Genomic DNA, 18,055 nt, shown 5'->3' on the forward strand with positions numbered 1-18,055 from the left:
TTTTTATAAAAATAATCCCTACATTAAAAAATAGGAATTAAAATTTTTAGGGATTATTCAGAATTAGTGTTTTTTGATCAATATTTTTGGGAAATTTTCACTCGATATTGACAGTATGCTTTTAAATGCAAAATAACACCTAAATTAAAGGCGTTTATTTTATGATACCTATACTATTAATTATATTGAAATTGTTTATTATATGGCAAATATGAAAGTACTTTTTTTCGCAATACCATTATTTTAATAATAATTACGTTCTTATGTGGATTATTGTGAATAAAATAAAGAAAAATAGATTATTATTTTAATTTACTATATTTTAACACTTTAAATTTATGTAAATTCAAATTAATAATTGATGCAGAAACAGATTAGGAGAGTAAAAAATATGAGTTTTAATTATAAATGAAATTTTAGAGAACAATATGCTAAAATTGATAAATTAGTTTTAGAACATATAACAAAGAAATGAGAAAAACGAGATTGAAGAATATTTAAAACAAGAGATAAAAAGAAATATAAAATTGTTGATTATCAATATAGAACAAGAAAAACAATGTATGGATTAGTAACTTATAAAAGAAGAATTTATGAATATTTTGATGAAAAATTACAAAAATTAGTTTGTGTTTGTTTAGTTGATGAATGACTAGAATTACCTAAATATAAAAGAATTGGTGAAGATATTGAACAAACTATTATTGAATATTTTGCTGACGGAAAAAGATACCATGATATTTGTGCTATTTGTAAAAAAGCAGGTATTAGTGTTAGTACTGTTCATAGAGTTTTTAAGAATTTAGAAGTAATTGAAGCAAATCCAATAAAAGTAAAATTAGAAAAAAATCAACCTATTTTTGTAGCAATTGATCATGGTCACCGAAAATTTTGAAATTTTAAACGTAAGGGTATAAAACATTCTATGCGTTTAATAGTAACATATACAGATAATATTAATCACAAAGTACAAAATAAAAGAGTAAAAGCAATTATAAGACCAACAAAAACAGCAATTGGTGTTAAAAAAACTGCTAAATTTGTTAAAGAACACTGTCAAAAATTTTATGAAAATATTGAGCAAGCAAAAATTATTATTTGTGGTGATAGTGCAGGATGAATTAAAGATGTGGCAGATTATTTAGGGGCACAGTTTGTTTTAGATAAATTCCATTTAATTAGAACATTATATCTTGGAATAATGGCTGGAAATAAAGGAAAATATTTAAAAGAATATAATCACTGTAAAAATTTAATTAATAATGGTAAATATGATGAATTAATTGACTATTTATATAATCAATTAGATAATCATAAAAAATTAAAGAAAAAATATTTTAAAAATAATAAACAAGGTATTGAAAATCAAGGTGCAAAATGAAATATTGGTTGTTTTACTGAAACTAATATTTGACATGTTTTAAAAGAAATGCTTGGTAATAGAACATATAATATTTTGATTTATATTAAAATGGTTATTTTTAAATGTAATAAAATAAATTTAGAAACATAATTTAATGAATATAGTAATTATTGATTATTTCACAATTTGCAATAAAGTCTCAAAAATTTTTATTTTTAATTTTTATTTTTAAATAAATTATTCATAAAATTAATAATATAGTTATAAATATTAAAATTGGTACTAAAATCTCGCAAAAAATAATTCCAATTTTAAATTGTAATAAAGAATAATGATAATAATTATGAACAGTATAATAGTTTCCAAAATTTTTAAGAGAAATATTATTATTACTTAGAATATAATATAAACTATATTTACTTCATAATATAAAACCATTATATTTAAATATTTTTTTTAAAATTTTATGTAAAGAAATATTTTTCGAGATTACTACTTCTTTTCCATGAAATAAACCTATTATTCACAATCCTATAATTAAAGTTAAAATAGTTAAAATAAATAGTAATACAGTTATTAACTGTAAATTTTTAAGTGCTTTAATTTTCATTTTTAAATTCTCCTTAATTTTATTTCATAAGTTTAACATTTAACAAACTTAATTATAAGTATTTTTGTTGCAATTTATTTAAAAAAATTATATTATTTAAATACAATTTCATAAAAATCCAAATTATTTCTTGTCTAAAATATAATAAGACTATATAGATTTAATTTATTTCGGATTTTTGACAATCTCCTTTTAACTTATGTTCAAGTTAATGGTAAATGAAACTATATTTGTCTATTAATCGACCTATTTAACCGCGAAATTATTGGACATAGTGTTGGAGTTAAAAAAGATGCATCATTAGTATATCAAGCATTTATGCAATCAAATCACTGTTTAAAAGATATTGAAATATTTCATACTGATCGCGGTAATGAATTCAATAATAAAACTATTGATAAACTTTTATTAGCTTTCAACATAACTCGATCTTTAAGCAAAAAAGGATGTCCTTATGACAATGCTGTTGCTGAAGCAACTTTTAAAACTTTCAAAATTGAATTTATTAATGATAAAAATTTTACATCATTAATCCAATTAAAATTAGAATTATTTGATTACATCAATTGATATAACAACATAAGAATTCACAGTACTCTAAACTACCTAACTCCAATTAGTTATCAAAAACAAATGTCTACCAAAAAATAGTCCTAAAAAGGGTTGCCATTCCAAATAATCTCATAGAACATTTTTTACAATTTTTAGTATTGTGTTTTTCATTAAACTTAAATTTTCTATGTCCATCATCAATATTTATATATAAAGTTTGATTTGGTTGCAATGGTATTTTAGGAATATTAGCTTTTGGTAATTGAAATTTTTGATAGGTTCTACAAACTGTACTAGTACTTATTAAATCCTCAATAAAAGTATCACAAATATCACGATATTTTTTACCATCAGCAAAATATTTTATAATTTGTTTAATAACATTTGGTGCAAGTTTACTATATTTTTTAACACCAAGATAATTATCTAGCAGTGAAACAAATTCCTTTTTTTGTGTTTTTGGGTTATAATATATACAAATACATCGTTTATAAGTTAATAAACCTTTTTTTGCTTTTAATTTTCGTTGTCTAAATCTATATGATTTATATTCAGATTTATTACATTCATTTCATAGTTGTTCATCTATTTTTGCAAATAATTCTTCTGTTTGTTTTAAACTTAATTCATCTTGATTAAAATCGTGTTTGTCTCAATCAAAAAGATTAGGGAATGGTAATTTTAACATTTTTAATGTTCCTTTCTTTTAAATAATTTAATTTTAACTTATATATGTTAATAAGGAGTAAATATGGATTTTATTACTAGTTATGCACAACTAAATAAAAAATATAATCTTAATTTTAGTGATAATAATTATGGTTTTAGTTGAGATATTTTTAAACAATTTGTTGGTGATGAATGAGCAGAATATTTTACTACTAATTGTTTTTATCGTTTTATACCAACAGCACGTGGAACAAGAAAAACTTGAAACTGCTTAGCATTTGATTTATTTATATGTTGTAATTTTAGTGATAGTAGTGTTCAAGAAGTAAGACGATATGAAAATACTCATAGTGAAACTACAATTGGTGCTTTAATGAATGTTTGTCAAGTTTTATTAGATACATATAATATTAATTTATTACCTAATAATCCACATGGAATTAAATGAAAAATTACTAAGGACGGTGGATGTATTATTTTTCCTAGTAATCAACAAATTGACTTTATTGGTTGTGCTAATGGTAATAAGATTTTTGGAAAAGAAGCTGGTGGTTCAAGTTTTTTAGGTTCAAGAACAGATGAAATTATTATGGCAGAAGAAAAGGAAACATTAACTGAAAAACAATTAACATATCGATATGAACGTTTACAAAACTCTATGTTTAGAAGTAATCGTATTAAAGTATCAAAAGAACCTATTAAAGAATGAACTTGAACTTTTATTGATAAAAATATATATAGTCCTACTTTTGGAAAATTAATTACTCGTTATTTTTATAAAAGTTTCTTTATTACTTTTACATGTAATCCTTATGATAAATATCATCCATTTTATTTAAAGTACTGTACTCCATTTTTACCATTAAATGATGAAATAATTGAAAATCTTAAAAAAATTGGTAAAGTTTATTATGAAAATAAAGACATATTTAGTGGTTTGGGTTTATTTGTTTTAAGATTTACTATTCAACCATTTTGAAATAAATTACCTGAAATTCAACAAAAAACTTTATTAGAAATGAAAAAAAGTAATCCAGATGAATATAATACTGTTTTTTATGGTTTTGAATTTTTAGATAGTGATGCAACAATTTTTCCATTTCAAAAAGTAGTAAAATATTGACAACCATATGATTTAAAACAATTTTATAATCAAGAAAAAGATATTTATAAATTTGATTTTTATAGTGTTGGTATTGATTGAGCTACGGGACCAAAAGACCATACTGTATTTATGGTAGTTGGTTTTAAAGAATATAATAATACTGGCTATTATGATGCTTATATCATTTGTGAATTAGTAGTTACTCCAAATGATTTTATAAATGAAAATGAAAAAATTAATGCTTATGTTAATGAAATTTTAGGATTAATGGATAATTTTGAGAATTTTGAACAAGCAATTTATTTTTATGATGATAAAGCAAGAACTGCCATGGATTGATTAAATCAAAAATTAATAGATGAACACGATACTATTTTAATAACACAAACTGCTATTAAACATGCTTCAAATTTAAATCAAGAAGCAGGATTAACTAATAGAGTAGTTTGAATGAGAAATATTATGAGTTATGGAAACTTTTATGCAAATAAAGATGATTTACCAAAAACAACTCAATGTTTAGAAGAATTACGTTATGACGAAACAAAAACTAACATTCCAGACAAAAATATGTACCAAGACCCATATGATGCTTTGTTTTATGCACTGTATCCATATAAAAATATAATTAGGGGTAAAAATAATGCTAGTGTGAAAAAAAGCATCTTCACATTTGCTATATAATAAACAATTTCAATATAATTAATAGTATAGGTATCATAAAATAAATGCCTTTAATTTAGGTGTTATTTTGCATTTAAAAGCATACTTGTAAAAATAATCAAAAATAGTACAATTTATAAGTAAAATCAAGGAAAAAAGGAGTAATTTAATATGAAAACATGAATAAAAACAAATTTAAGTAAAATTACATTAGCATTAGCACTAAGTGGTGCAGTCAGTGGAGTAACTGGTTTAATAATTGGTTCACTAGCACATAATAAAACAAATGATTTGACTTATTTTTTAGACCATGATTATAATGCGCACTGGGGGGGGCTTCTATTTGAGAAAGTCCAAGAAGCGACAATTATAAAATAGATTTATATTTTGCAGTTAAACCAGCTAATAATAATGATAAAAAATGAAATGGTAATTATCCTAATGGATATTTTGATAATTAAAATAAATTAAAGGACTTGAAAAAATGATTAGTAAACAATTTATGATTAAAAAACTACAAGCACAAATTAAAGAGAATAAGAAAATTTCAAAATTTTTGCAAACAGAACTTGAAGACAAAGAATTTGAAAAAAATCATGATGAAAATTTTATTATGGATACAATGCATATGTTGGTTTGTAATGAAGCTGAAATTCACGTTTATAAGGATTTAATTAAAAAAATTAAAAAAGGAGAATTTGATAATAACAATTTATTAAATTAAATATTTGTAATATTATTATATTATAATTCAAGATTTATATAAGAGATATTTTCATTGTATTTATCAAATAAATTAATATTTTTTAAATTTATTTCTTGTTTATCAGTTATTAAAACTAAATCATAATTACCCGCACCAAATATTCCACTAATTTCAATCCGATTTAAATTATTAATCGGATTTTTAATTTGTAACTCAAACTCATTATCATTGTCAATTTGCGAAATTTCTTCATAAAACTCTAATTTAGAAAATAATTGAGATTTATTTGAACCATATAAATTTAAAGCATTTTCAATTTTATTTTTTTCAATAATTATTCTTGTAAAGTATTTTCCATATTCACCATTACCTAATGTTCAATCTGCAGGAATTAATGAAGGAATATTATTACTTTCTAATTCGTTTGTAATAGATAATCAGTTAAATTGATTATCATCAAGTTTAAATAATTCATTTTGGCTAATATCCTTATTTTTTAATTTAATATTATTGATATCTGTAAAATCAAAATATTCAGATTTTAATATAACTTTTGCATCCTTAAACTCTCAAATTTCATCATAATTCTTATGAATTGGATTAGATTTTAATTCAAAATAATATGGTAATAAAATTTTATCATCATCATTTAAACCTTTATTAATTGACATATTAGAATAAATATTATTTGATAATAGAATAATTATTTTCTTAAGTATTTGTACTTGTAATAAATTTACATAATTTGGATAATCTAATTTTCATTGTTTAAACAAATTGCTAATTACTTCTTCGGGTTTTTGCCCCTCAAATTTTGCTCTTAATTTATCTAGTTCATTTGGTTTTTTTGTTGGGTCTAAACTCGCTCCATCAAAATTTCTATTATAAGTATATGTATAAGTTAGCATATCTAATAATACTTTTTGTAAACTATCAATTGGTGGTCTATCTTTTATTTCTAATTCAACATCATGAAATTTATTAGTTGTAGAAATAAATAGATTATTGTTACCTACTAAAAATCATGACTCTAATTTTGTATCTTTTAATTCTAGTTCATCAGATAATGGTCATACTTTTGAATTTTTAGTAACATCATAACCTATTTTAGCATTAGTTACTCTTGCATTATTAATAATTTCTTTTCTTGTTTCAGTACCACCACCAATAGCAATTAAATCTAAAACTGATTTTTCTTGTCCTATAAATTGTTTTGCTAAATTTCAAGGTAATATTTGTTCACTAAATCATTGTTGTAATATTCTAACTTTTGGTTGAGTTTCAATAGGCATTGATAATAGTGGAAATGCTATCTTATCTTTAACAAATAACTTTGGGTATACTTCCATATTATCAACTTCACCAAGTACCTTTATATTGCCAAAAATCATGCTTCTAGGTGCTTTAATTTTTAAACCAATAACTTTGGTATCTTTATCTAATGGTTTTTGTAATTTAATAATGATTGGATAACCATCTCTTGTTTTAAAATCTGGATGGGTTACACTTTATTGGACACTAATTACATAGACAAGTGAACAAATTAGTTAAAAGAAAGGAATTATAATTATGGTCACTATTAACTCATATTCAGATGAATTTAAAAAACAAATAGTAGCTTTATATCAAAGTGGCAAATCAGTATCTTGCCTTGTTAAAGAATACAATGTTACAAGAGCAGCTACTTACAATTGAATTAAGCAATTTACTAATTCAGGTAGTTTTAAAACTAAAGATAATCTTTCAGATTTAGAAAAACAATTAATTCAAGCAAATAAAGAATTAAAACAGTTACGAATGAAAATTGATATTTTAAAGCAAGCAGCACTAATAATAGGCAGAAAGTAGAGATTATTGCAAATAATAAATCTAAATATAAAATTCGCACAATGTGTCATTTTTTAAAACTCTCTAAATCAACATATTATTTTAATTTAAAGAAAAAAAATAAAATTCAAAATAATATTTATGAACAAGCTGTTATTAGTGCTTTTAAAGAAAATAAAGAAGTTTATGGTACTAGAAGATTAAAAGTCATACTAGCAAACCAAGAAATTTATTTATCACGCAGAAAAATTAAAGAAATTATGAATAAGCATAATTTAATATCAAAATACACTAAATTATCATTCAAAAATTATCATAATAAAGTCAATGATAGTCAAATAACCAATCTTGTTAATAGAAACTTTAATAATAGAATTAAAAATGAAGTTATTGTTAGTGATTTAACTTATGTTCAAGTTAATGGTAAATGAAACTATATTTGCCTATTAATCGACCTATTTAACCGCGAAATTATTGGACATAGTGTTGGAGTTAAAAAAGATGCATCATTAGTATATCAAGCATTTATGCAATCAAATCACTGTTTAAAAGATATTGAAATATTTCATACTGATCGCGGTAATGAATTCAATAATAAAACTATTGATAAACTTTTATTAGCTTTCAACATAACTCGATCTTTAAGCAAAAAAGGATGTCCTTATGACAATGCTGTTGCTGAAGCAACCTTTAAAACTTTCAAAATTGAATTTATTAATGATAAAAATTTTACATCATTAATCCAATTAAAATTAGAATTATTTGATTACATCAATTGATATAACAACATAAGAATTCACAGTACTCTAAACTACCTAACTCCAATTAGTTATCAAAAACAAATGTCTACCAAAAAATAGTCCTAAAAAGGGTTGCCATTCCAATCTTTAATTTTAATAATAGTTATACTTTTAGTACTTCTTGTTTTTGGATTTTGATAAGGTTGAGAATAATTATTAATAATATATAAATTATCAATATTAGTTTCTGTTAAAGGTTCATTAATAGATACAGCATATAATTTAAATTGATTTAATAAATTTATTTCTTGAAATATTAAATTTTTAATATCAGTCATACTATATTCAATAGTATTATCATTAATATTAGTACTTGCTCTTTGATTTAATTGCATAGTAAAATCAGATGTTTCAACAGCAGTAGTTTTTAATGCTTTCTCAATATCAATAAAACCAATTTTAATAGTATTTGCTGAAAATTTTAAACTATTATTTTCATTATTTTTAAATAAACGTTCAATTTCATAAATATAAATTGTTCTTTTTTTAAATTCATCGTATGCTCTATTAATATCGGGGTCACTAGTAGCGCGCATCATATTAGTAAAGTCATAAGGAATATTATCAATTAAATAATCATTTTCTACTTCTGCTTGATTAAGTTTAGTTTGTTTCTGTGGAAACTTCGTTTGTGGTTTGTTGTTGTTTTCCATTGTTATCTCCTATTAATTGGTTATTTTCGGGATTAAATAATTTTAATTTAACTATTAAATTATTAATTTCTTGTTCATCATTAATATTAAATGTTTTACTATTTAATAAATCTTTATCAATTCTCACTAATATTTGAATAAATTTAAGAATATCAATATTAAATTGTCATAATTTTTGTTCAATGTAATTAATAGTTGAAATATTTACTGCTGTACTTTCGGGAACTGATTGTTGTGCAGATTTCTTTTGACTTGGTATATGAATACCACAACGTTTAAATATTTCATTAACATTTCAATCGTATATATCAGTTAAATTTTTACCTTTAAAATTACTATTTGTCATATTGATATTTTCGTTTTGTTCATTATTATCTCCACCGCTTTTAAATATGTAGTTTTTAGTAACCAAAGTTCTTACTGCATCTTCTAATGCTGATTGAACATTACCATAAGTTTGACTAAATATAAATTTAGGTGAATTTAAAATGGTATCTAAAACAATTTGTTCATAAATAACATCTAATGCTTTAATTTTATCCATTACTTTATCACAATCTGCTAATTCATTTGCTTTATTTCGCATAATTGCTATTGGAATATAATTAATATTTAGTGTTTGTTCTTGCTCTAAATTTGGATTATTAATGTATGATTTAAAATGTAATGGAAATTGTTTTTTATTATCACTAATACTATAAATTGCACGATTAATAGTTACTTGTTCATTATTTAATGTATAAATTTCAAATAATCTTACAGTTTGTGCATTTTGTTGATAACTATCATAAAAAATAGTACATTGAATTAATTTATCAGTAATATCATAAACTCTTTGTTGGATATCTACTACTTGAAAATATAAATCATCATTAGCAATAAAAATTAAATAACCACTAATTCCTAATTTACTTAATTTAAAAATAGAATTTCAATTTTTTCTATAAAACTCTTGTTTAATTAAATATTGTTTAATAGTTTCATTATTAATATCTAATGGAGCATTATATAAATTAGCATTATTTTCTGCTACAAAATCAGTAAAATAAGTTTCATGATTAAAATCATTAAAACCAAAATAATTTAAAATGGAAGCATGTGTACTTTTATTTTTATTATTTAAAAATTTTACTTTTTCATTTTGATTATTACTAATATTACTTTTTTCTTTTCTCTTAAATGGATTTAACATAATATTCACCACCTTTCTAAAATATTTGATTAATTTTTAATACAATTTTTACTATAATAAATATAATTAAACCTGCTGTTGCAGAAGATAATAAAACTCCAATTAAACCTAAAATAATTTTTATAATTTTAAAAAACATAATATTATTCCTGTAATTCTTCTAATTTTCATACATTACCTTTTAAATTACCTTTTCCAGTATAAATAGTAATCAATTTAGCATGTTGAACTGATAAAATTACTATATTAGCACTATCATTAAAGGTTTGTATTTGTACACCAGCAATTTTTTTATCAGTTATAATAAATTCTTGAATAGTATAAACTGGATTATATATACTTCAAGAATAATAAACTCTATAATGTTTATTCTCTTGAAAATCATAAGTAATTTGTCAATTATCTCATTTATTTTTTTCTCTTGTTCCTACTTCTTTTCATTGTGGAATATTTGGAGTTGGTGTTGGATTATTTTTTAATTCAATATCTCATTCATTTTCTCTAATTTCATTAGTTTCTAAACTATATGAATTAATTTTTATAGGTTTTTCTATATCAATTTTTTCAGGAGCAATAATATTTAAAGTATTACTATTAATTTGATAAGTATTTTCTTTTATTTCTTCTTCTAATGAATGTAAACGACCTTCATTATAATTAAATCTTTCCATTGTAATATCTTTATCACTAAGAAGTAAATCAACATAATTACTTACAGCATTTTTTCCATAAGTTCCTTCAAAAAAATTATCTAATACTGTACCTTTTCCCTGTCATAAAAACTCAATATATGAAATTGCACTTTTTTCATTAGTATTTCAAGAATAACCAACTTTATATAAAGTATTTAATTTAAAATTATAATTAATTTTAATATCACTTTCTTTTGTACCAACATTTTTTCATTTAATAATATTTAAAGATTTTATTTTATCATCTATATATTTTTTATTTGGAATATCTAAATCATCAGTTATATTAGGATTATTTCTATAAATTAAAGTTTTACCTCCAACATTAGTTTTAATAACTTCATTAACTAATCTTGTAGTACTTTCTTTATCATCTTTATTATTAAATATCTTATCTTGTAAATTATCTATTTTATCTTGTTTTTTATTTACACTTTCACTAATTCATTCTTTAATAACTTTATTAGGTGGTATTCCTAAATCATCACCAAATTTTCCCTCTGGTAATTTATTATATTTTAATTCTCCATATGTCATATTTTCATTTATCAATAATAATTTATTTTGTTTTGTATCATTTTTTTCATCAACATATCTTTTATTTGTAGCATCTTGTGGTTGTTCAGGGTCTGCTATATAAACAATTCTAGTATTATTTGAAGTAATTAATCTTTTTTCTTTTGGTTGAATAATATTAGGTGAATTAGGGTCAATTAATCATAATGATTCATGACTTTCACCAATAGCACTAATAGTATTAGTTTTTTCATCAATCTTAATATTTTCACCAGCAATTAATTTATCTTGTTTTTTATCTAATAAATTATTAGTTTCTAGTTTTGTATAATAATCACGTTCAGTACCTTCTTCTGTTATAAATTCAATTGGTGTATCTTTTCCTATATATTGATATATATTATGAATTATTGGTATATACTTTTTTGTGCTATTAGTAGCAATAAACTTTATTAAATCAACATCATATAATAATGTTACTTTGTCAATATTAACATCAATATTTTCAACTATTATTTGTTTTTGTTCTATTTGACTATTAGTAATTCTTATATTAGATTTAATTAATTTATTATTACTTATAATAAGTTGTTTACTATCGATAAAATAATATGTTCAATCAATAATATATCATGTATCTGTTTTAATATTTTCATTTTTAACTTTTTTTCATAATGGACTAGTTTCAATATTAAATCAATTATTTTTAACATCATTAATATTTTCATTTGCTTTAATTAATTCATTATTTAATTTGATAATTTCATTTTCATTTGTAGTAATTCGTTTTTGTTGTTTAGCAGAAAAATCACAAGTTGGTGCATGTGTATAATCACCAATTTGTGGATTATTTTGTAATGCTTCGGGTGGTAATGTACCAATTTCATCAGGTCAATCTAAAATCATTGTTTCAGTTTCTTTATCATAATCTGTTGCAACATAACCTTTATTAACAAATTTACTAACGGGACCCCTATATATTTCATTTTCATTATCATTAACTAAATCATCATATAATTTAATTTGTTTTGATAATGTAAATTCTTTTTGTTGTTCGATTAATTCATCAACTTGATTTCTAGTATAAAATGCTTTTAAATCAATTTTTTCAACATCTATTTCATCATCATTATAATTTGATAATATTTGTTTTAATTCTGTTAGTCTTGCCCATATTTTCATTCTACTTGGTGCTAAATCTCAAACATTAATTGTAGGAATACTATTTGCACTAAATTGACTACCATTATTAAACTGAATAGTAGTATCAACATTAAATTCAATTGGTGTACGATTAAATACTCAATGTTCAGCGGTTACATAAACCATATCTCTTAATGTTTCTTTAATTAATTCATCTTTAAAACTATCAAAAGGAAATTTAGATAAAATAAAACCAAGATAAGCATTAATATCATTTTGAGCACGAATAGCAAAAGTTTTAAATCAATCATTAACATTTGGTCATGTTTGTATATATTGCTGTGGTGTTTCTGTAATTTTTCCAGTTAATGGATATCAGTTATTATAATTTTCTAGACTGACACCAGTTCAAAGTTTATTAATCATATTTTATCATTCCTTAAAAAATGCTTTTTTATAATGTTTAGTTTTTGTTTTAGTTTTTCTATGTGATATATGAATAATTTCTTTTTGTAATTTTTTCTTACCTTTTTCTGCAACTTGACTATATGCAAATTTTTCTAAATGATGTAATAATCCTGTACCAAATAAAGTATTAACTGAAAATTTTAAACCAACACTTTTAAATGATTTATTAATATTTTCAATAGGATTATTAATAACATTTGCTACTTTATGATAAGTTCTTACGATTCTAAATATTTCTCTATATACTTTAAAACTATCTCTAATTATTTGTTGTACCACTGGTGGAGCAAATGCTATTGCTTTTAATCATTTATTATGATTAACACCATAACCAATGTATCAACCACTATATCAACGATATCAATGAAATGGATGTATTTGAGTAACAAAAGTTTCTGCTTTAAGAATACTATCAACAACTGTAATGGGTTTATACTTAGGATTACGATAATAAATAGTAATTGCACATTTATCTAATGATAAAGGTTGAATTTTACAACCCATAAATACTGGTGAATTTAATGGAATTAATTGTGCATGTTTAATTGCTCTTTTTTCTGCACTAGTAAATAAATCAGTTGCTTTTTCTTTTAATTTTTTAATTTTCTCAAATGCTTGCTTTTCTAACTTTTCAAATTTTTCTTGTAATTTATATATACTTTCTCGTAATTTTTCAAAATATGGAGTATCTTTTCAAAATTTATTTAAACCTTTTTTTAAATAAAATCTAATATCAAAATATTTAAAAGTTTGATTTGCTTTTATAACAAGTTGATGAATAACATTATTTTTAAAATTAAATTTAATAGCATTAGCACGAATTTTTTGTAAATCTAAAATTAAAGATTTACCATATCTATTCTCTGCATGTATTGTATGAACTAAATTTAATCAATCATGTTGGTTCATTTTTAATACTTCTTTTAATTCAGTATTATATTTTTTTAAAAAATTATTTGCTTTTTCAATATCTTTAATTTTAAACTTTGGAGTTAATTGAGGACTTAATTTTGTTAATGTATTTTGTAATAATAAGTAATCTTTTAACTCTTTTGCTTCTAATTTTTGAAAATTATTTTTATATTGTCTTTCAGCAACATAACCTAAATCTCGTAATACTGTTTCACGATTAGGAGTAAAACTATAATTCATTAAATAACGTTTATTACCAATAATTTTATCTGTTAAAATTTCTTTTCCACTTACTTGACTAATAATTTCTTGTAAGTTTTTTGCTTCTTTAATTCCAACTTGTTCTAATGTTTTAGTTTTTTCTGCTAATTTAATAAATTTAGTAGTACGATAACCACGACTAATTTTATTAAGTCCAGCAAATGCTGGTAATATATTAAAAAAAGTATTTAATGATGTTACATTTCCTTTTAAATAATCATAAACTTGATTAATAGTAAAATCAGTTAAAAATTCTACACCAACAGCACTAATACTAGCAACTAAATCACTTGCACCTAATCCAAGTGCTACGCTTTCACTTAATCCACCAGTAAAAGGAGCAAGTGCTACTGCTATAACTTGTACACCAATCATTTCTAAAATTTCTCATCAAAAACTTTTATTTTCTTGTTGGTTACTTGTTCTAGTATGTTTTGGTTTATTTATGTTTAAAAGTATTGCTGTACTAGTTGTACCGATTGGCATGGTATTAATTTCCTTTATTTAAGAGTTATTTTAATTGGATTTGTTGAACCTTTATAATTTAAATCATTAACATTTGAAGAAATAACTATGTATAAGTCACCTGCTTTTTGTTTTTGATTACTTACATTAGTTTTTCCTTGTGCATCACTAAAATATTTAATAGTTGGATTTGTTAAATTGGGATTTAATGATTTAAGTTCATTAGTACTTTTTATTTGTGTATTTAATTCACTATTATTGTTATTAACATTTGCAGTAATATCAGTTGTTAAATTTGTAATTTTAGTTTTTAAATCAGTTTTATTATTATTAATAATGGCACATAACATTCAGCGTGAAGTTGTTTCTTCATTTGTTATATATGGTATTGATTCACCAGTTACTTCTCCACCAACTAAATATCTTCTTCCGACTTTACCATCAGCAATATCTTGAACATATACAACTGTATTTTGTAACATATATCTTTTCATTGCTCTTGGTGTAGCTAAAACAAAAGACATAATTTTAGTTTCATTATTATCAGTAAAAGTCATATAATCATCCATTACAATTTGACACAGCACACCTTTAATATATAAGTCATTTCCATTTAATCTTAATTGTTGTGCAATCTGATTGTCAGTAATTAAACCTTTATTATTAGCTAAATAAACAATATTATCATAAAGATTATTAGTAATAAAAAAACGACAATTATTACTATTTCTTAATTGAAATAAAGTATTTCAAGCATCTAACATTGATTTTAAATATCCTACTGGTGACTTATCAGTAATATCTACTTTAGTTGCATATTTTGCAATTACATTTGTATCATTATTTGCTAAATAATCTGCTAAATCATTAGCAACTTCATATTGCATTGTATTTAATAAATTTTGTCCATTTTCAGCATTTAAATCAACATTAGCAATTATTTCACCTGCAACTGCTTCTTCTTTAATTTCTTTTAAAATTTTAATAGTTTCAGCATAACTAACATCTAATCCTTTGCTTTTATCATTTCATTTTAGTATTTTCATTTCTGGATTTTTTGGTTTTTTAACTATAAATTCAATTTTTGTAGAATTAACCATTTCAATGGGAAAAAAACTTGCTCATGGTGAATTTGATTGTTTATAAAATTCTATAAATTCTGGTGCTTCTACTAATTTTTCGGTATTATCTAAATTTTTATTGAATGGTACTGCCATTTTTTATTTTCCTTTCTGTTATAAATTATTTTTCTTTTTATAATCCAATAAAGTGCTTTTTATTGAATTTGGTTGATTTGTTATTATTGTTTGTGGTTTGCCACCTGTATTAATTGTTTCTTTAAATACTGGTTGTTCTTTAATCATTTTTTTAATAGTTTCTTCAATTTTTGAATTTTCTAAATTATTAGTTTTAAATTTTAAATAATCATAAAATTCAGTTTTAACTTGATATTTTTTAAATATATTAATAATTTCTTTTTCTTTAATTTCTTGATTAAGTTTATTTAACTTATTTTCTGCTTCATTAACTTTATTTTCTATTTCTTGTGAAGAATCATTGTTTTCAGTTAAAGTTTCAGTTGTTTGTTGAACATTATTTTCATTTTCTAACATTTAACATTCTCCTAATCTTATCCCAATAATCAATCTTTAACTAATTGTGGCATTTCACTTATTAGTTTTTTATAATCATTAACAGCACTTTCCAATATGTCAATATCAGAAAATTTAAAACAATTATCAATATGTAAATCAAAATCTCTATCAATAGTGATATCTTGTTTTCTATATTTTTCATTAAATTCAATTTTTGTCATATTATTTTTTTCCTTTATTAATTTTTTCGTTTAATTTTGCTAATTTTTTTTGATGTTTTATAATTTTGTTATTTGCTCTAACATGTTTTGGAGTTGTGATAAATCTTTTTAATAAAACAATAATTTCTCTGCAAATTAATGTTCCAACACTTGTTCCAATAATTATTAATTCATGTAAAAATTCTTTCATCTCAATATTTTCCTTTCAACTATTTATTTTTTTATTTTTGATTATTCATCAAATTCACCTTTAATAATTCTTTCAATCATACATTTTGCATCCATTAAAAGATTTGCAATTAAACGTTCATTTAGTCGTATGTCTTCTAAATCTTTTTCATGTTGTTTTAATTTATCATCATAATATTGAATTAATTTTTCTTTATTCATATTTTTCACCTCCTTTATAAACTCATGTGATTATAATCTCAATTTAATGAAGCATTATCATTATTTAATGGTACTTCGCTCATATTATCACTACCATACTGACTGGTTGTTTCACTATTAATTGAAAATCTATTATCATTAATTAATCTTGCAATTTCATTATTAAATGATGTTTCTTGCATTTCTTCATTATGATGTGTAGTTTCCATAGGTAGTAAATTATGGATAATTTCACTTGCACCGGCGATTATAGTAGGTATTGCATAAGCATTATTAAAATCATTATTAATACCCATAGCAACACCACTTGATATTAAACATCCACCAGTTGCCATATTTGCTATTTTACGTATAGTTTCAAATCTATTAGGTATTAACTCAGTTAATCCACTAATAAGATTTGAAATACCATAAGCATTTAATGAAATATAAGTATCTCAATCCATTAATGACTGATTATCTTGTTTATCTAATAATAATCATGGTGGACCCTGAGTTGTAGTTGTAGTAGTTATTGGAGTTGGTGTTGTTGGAATAATTGGAGTAATATTATTTTCTGTTCATTTACTATAATTTGCTAATCCAATTGTTCCTAAACCTAGTAATATTTTTTTAGAACTATTAATTAATTTAGTTTTAGTATTTGGTCTTTGATTTAAATTTCATATATCTAAACCTAATTTTTTACCAAATAATAAACTATTAATTGAACCTAATACTGGATTACCTATTACTTGACCATAATAAGCACTTGTACCAATCATTGCACAAATCGGACTTATACCAGTTCTAATTAATTTAGTTAAAGTATAATTTGATTGATTTTCTATACTTGGCATTTTATTCTCCTTTAATTTTCTAATTTTTTAATTGTTACTTTAATTCAACCTTGATAAACATCATTATCACCAACTATTAATGCAACATTACTTTCAGGGTCAGAAACAATTATGTGTTTTGATTTAACATTTGGGTATTGTCTTAAAATAATTGCTCTAATATCATTACTTGTATGAATTGCTTTTGGAAATGGTGATAATATTTCAATTTCATCTTTATTTTCAAACAAAGTAGGTAATATTATCATTAATTATTTCTCCTTATTTTCAATTTGATTAGCAATTTCATTTAATGTTTTTAATACTTTATATTCATTTTTTAATTCTTTAATTATATAAATTAAAAATATTATTAGTGTTATAATTGTTATTAATATTGGTACTATTAATAAAATTTTTCATAATATCATTTT

20 protein-coding genes and 1 pseudogene are annotated in these 18,055 nt (G+C 22.5%); 6 read left to right on the forward strand and 15 right to left on the reverse strand.

Annotated features, from left to right (window positions below):
* Window positions 1-391: 391 nt before the first annotated feature.
* Together AAHM95_RS08825 and AAHM95_RS08830 are read left to right on the forward strand one after the other, a co-directional pair.
* Window positions 392-1,513, forward strand: coding sequence for an Mbov_0401 family ICE element transposase-like protein (locus AAHM95_RS08825; protein ID WP_342273833.1), 1,122 nt, complete (start codon window positions 392-394; stop codon window positions 1,511-1,513).
* A gap of 652 nt (window positions 1,514-2,165) precedes the next feature.
* A pseudogene (locus tag AAHM95_RS08830) lies at window positions 2,166-2,624 on the forward strand (transposase); the annotation flags it as partial.
* Here AAHM95_RS08830 and AAHM95_RS08835 read toward each other — a convergent pair.
* Window positions 2,611-3,213, reverse strand: coding sequence for a UPF0236 family transposase-like protein (locus tag AAHM95_RS08835; protein WP_342274680.1), 603 nt, complete (start codon window positions 3,211-3,213; stop codon window positions 2,611-2,613). The pseudogene AAHM95_RS08830 and the gene AAHM95_RS08835 overlap by 14 nt on opposite strands.
* A 63-nt stretch (window positions 3,214-3,276) precedes the next feature.
* Between AAHM95_RS08835 and AAHM95_RS08840 the strand changes: the two genes are divergently transcribed.
* From AAHM95_RS08840 to AAHM95_RS08850, 3 genes are all read left to right on the forward strand, one after another.
* Window positions 3,277-4,983, forward strand: a complete 1,707-nt coding sequence (locus AAHM95_RS08840) for a hypothetical protein (RefSeq protein WP_342274681.1) — start codon at window positions 3,277-3,279, stop codon at window positions 4,981-4,983.
* Between the two features lie 150 nt (window positions 4,984-5,133).
* Complete coding sequence (locus tag AAHM95_RS08845) at window positions 5,134-5,340, forward strand: hypothetical protein (protein ID WP_338987812.1); 207 nt, start codon at window positions 5,134-5,136, stop codon at window positions 5,338-5,340.
* A 106-nt stretch (window positions 5,341-5,446) separates the two neighbouring features.
* Window positions 5,447-5,686, forward strand: coding sequence for a hypothetical protein (locus AAHM95_RS08850; RefSeq protein ID WP_338987811.1), 240 nt, complete (start codon window positions 5,447-5,449; stop codon window positions 5,684-5,686).
* Window positions 5,687-5,706: 20 nt separating this feature from the next.
* Here the strand turns inward: AAHM95_RS08850 and AAHM95_RS08855 are convergent, their stop codons facing one another.
* The gene (locus AAHM95_RS08855; protein ID WP_342274682.1) at window positions 5,707-7,059 is read right to left on the reverse strand and encodes a hypothetical protein; all 1,353 of its coding nucleotides are present in this window, start codon (window positions 7,057-7,059) and stop codon (window positions 5,707-5,709) included.
* 178 nt (window positions 7,060-7,237) lie between these two features.
* Here AAHM95_RS08855 and AAHM95_RS08860 point away from each other — a divergent pair.
* A protein-coding gene (locus AAHM95_RS08860) for an IS3 family transposase (RefSeq protein WP_342273950.1) occupies window positions 7,238-8,355 on the forward strand; the annotation gives its coding sequence in 2 pieces (ribosomal slippage) (window positions 7,238-7,508 and window positions 7,508-8,355; 1,119 coding nt in all).
* Window positions 8,356-8,357: 2 nt separating this feature from the next.
* On the opposite strand, the gene AAHM95_RS08865 is transcribed toward AAHM95_RS08860, so the two are convergent.
* The 13 genes from AAHM95_RS08865 to AAHM95_RS08925 are packed head-to-tail and all read right to left on the reverse strand — an operon-like array spanning window position 8,358 to window position 18,052.
* Entirely contained in the window at window positions 8,358-8,948 is a 591-nt protein-coding gene (locus tag AAHM95_RS08865) for a hypothetical protein (protein WP_342274683.1), read from the reverse strand.
* Window positions 8,899-10,140, reverse strand: a complete 1,242-nt coding sequence (locus AAHM95_RS08870; protein ID WP_342274684.1) for a hypothetical protein — start codon at window positions 10,138-10,140, stop codon at window positions 8,899-8,901. The genes AAHM95_RS08865 and AAHM95_RS08870 overlap by 50 nt, the downstream gene beginning before the upstream one ends.
* 16 nt (window positions 10,141-10,156) lie before the next feature.
* Window positions 10,157-10,279, reverse strand: coding sequence for a hypothetical protein (locus AAHM95_RS08875; RefSeq protein ID WP_338973392.1), 123 nt, complete (start codon window positions 10,277-10,279; stop codon window positions 10,157-10,159).
* Between the two features lie 4 nt (window positions 10,280-10,283).
* Window positions 10,284-12,917 (reverse strand): hypothetical protein, encoded by a 2,634-nt coding sequence (locus AAHM95_RS08880; protein WP_342274685.1) that lies wholly within the window; start codon window positions 12,915-12,917, stop codon window positions 10,284-10,286.
* Window positions 12,918-12,920: 3 nt separating this feature from the next.
* Window positions 12,921-14,618, reverse strand: coding sequence for a hypothetical protein (locus tag AAHM95_RS08885; protein WP_342274686.1), 1,698 nt, complete (start codon window positions 14,616-14,618; stop codon window positions 12,921-12,923).
* Window positions 14,619-14,632: 14 nt separating this feature from the next.
* Window positions 14,633-15,814 (reverse strand): hypothetical protein, encoded by a 1,182-nt coding sequence (locus AAHM95_RS08890; RefSeq protein WP_342274687.1) that lies wholly within the window; start codon window positions 15,812-15,814, stop codon window positions 14,633-14,635.
* A gap of 18 nt (window positions 15,815-15,832) precedes the next feature.
* Window positions 15,833-16,210, reverse strand: a complete 378-nt coding sequence (locus AAHM95_RS08895) for a hypothetical protein (RefSeq protein ID WP_342274688.1) — start codon at window positions 16,208-16,210, stop codon at window positions 15,833-15,835.
* A gap of 17 nt (window positions 16,211-16,227) precedes the next feature.
* Window positions 16,228-16,413: a hypothetical protein gene (locus AAHM95_RS08900; protein ID WP_342274689.1), complete on the reverse strand. Its 186-nt coding sequence runs from the start codon at window positions 16,411-16,413 to the stop codon at window positions 16,228-16,230.
* Between the two features lies 1 nt (window position 16,414).
* Window positions 16,415-16,603 (reverse strand): hypothetical protein, encoded by a 189-nt coding sequence (locus AAHM95_RS08905; protein WP_342274690.1) that lies wholly within the window; start codon window positions 16,601-16,603, stop codon window positions 16,415-16,417.
* A gap of 41 nt (window positions 16,604-16,644) precedes the next feature.
* Entirely contained in the window at window positions 16,645-16,803 is a 159-nt protein-coding gene (locus AAHM95_RS08910) for a hypothetical protein (RefSeq protein ID WP_281748859.1), read from the reverse strand.
* Window positions 16,804-16,817: 14 nt separating this feature from the next.
* Window positions 16,818-17,642 carry a hypothetical protein gene (locus AAHM95_RS08915; RefSeq protein ID WP_342274691.1) on the reverse strand — a complete coding sequence of 275 codons (825 nt, stop codon included), beginning with the start codon at window positions 17,640-17,642 and terminating at the stop codon, window positions 16,818-16,820.
* Between the two features lie 11 nt (window positions 17,643-17,653).
* Window positions 17,654-17,890, reverse strand: a complete 237-nt coding sequence (locus AAHM95_RS08920; RefSeq protein WP_174480108.1) for a hypothetical protein — start codon at window positions 17,888-17,890, stop codon at window positions 17,654-17,656.
* Window positions 17,891-17,893: 3 nt separating this feature from the next.
* On the reverse strand, window positions 17,894-18,052 hold the full coding sequence (locus AAHM95_RS08925) for a hypothetical protein (protein WP_342274692.1): 159 nt from the start codon (window positions 18,050-18,052) through the stop codon (window positions 17,894-17,896).
* Window positions 18,053-18,055: the final 3 nt, after the last annotated feature.

Source organism: Spiroplasma endosymbiont of Phycita roborella, from assembly GCF_964031195.1.
Lineage (GTDB): Bacteria > Bacillota_I > Bacilli_A > Mycoplasmatales > VBWQ01 > Spiroplasma_E > Spiroplasma_E ixodetis_A.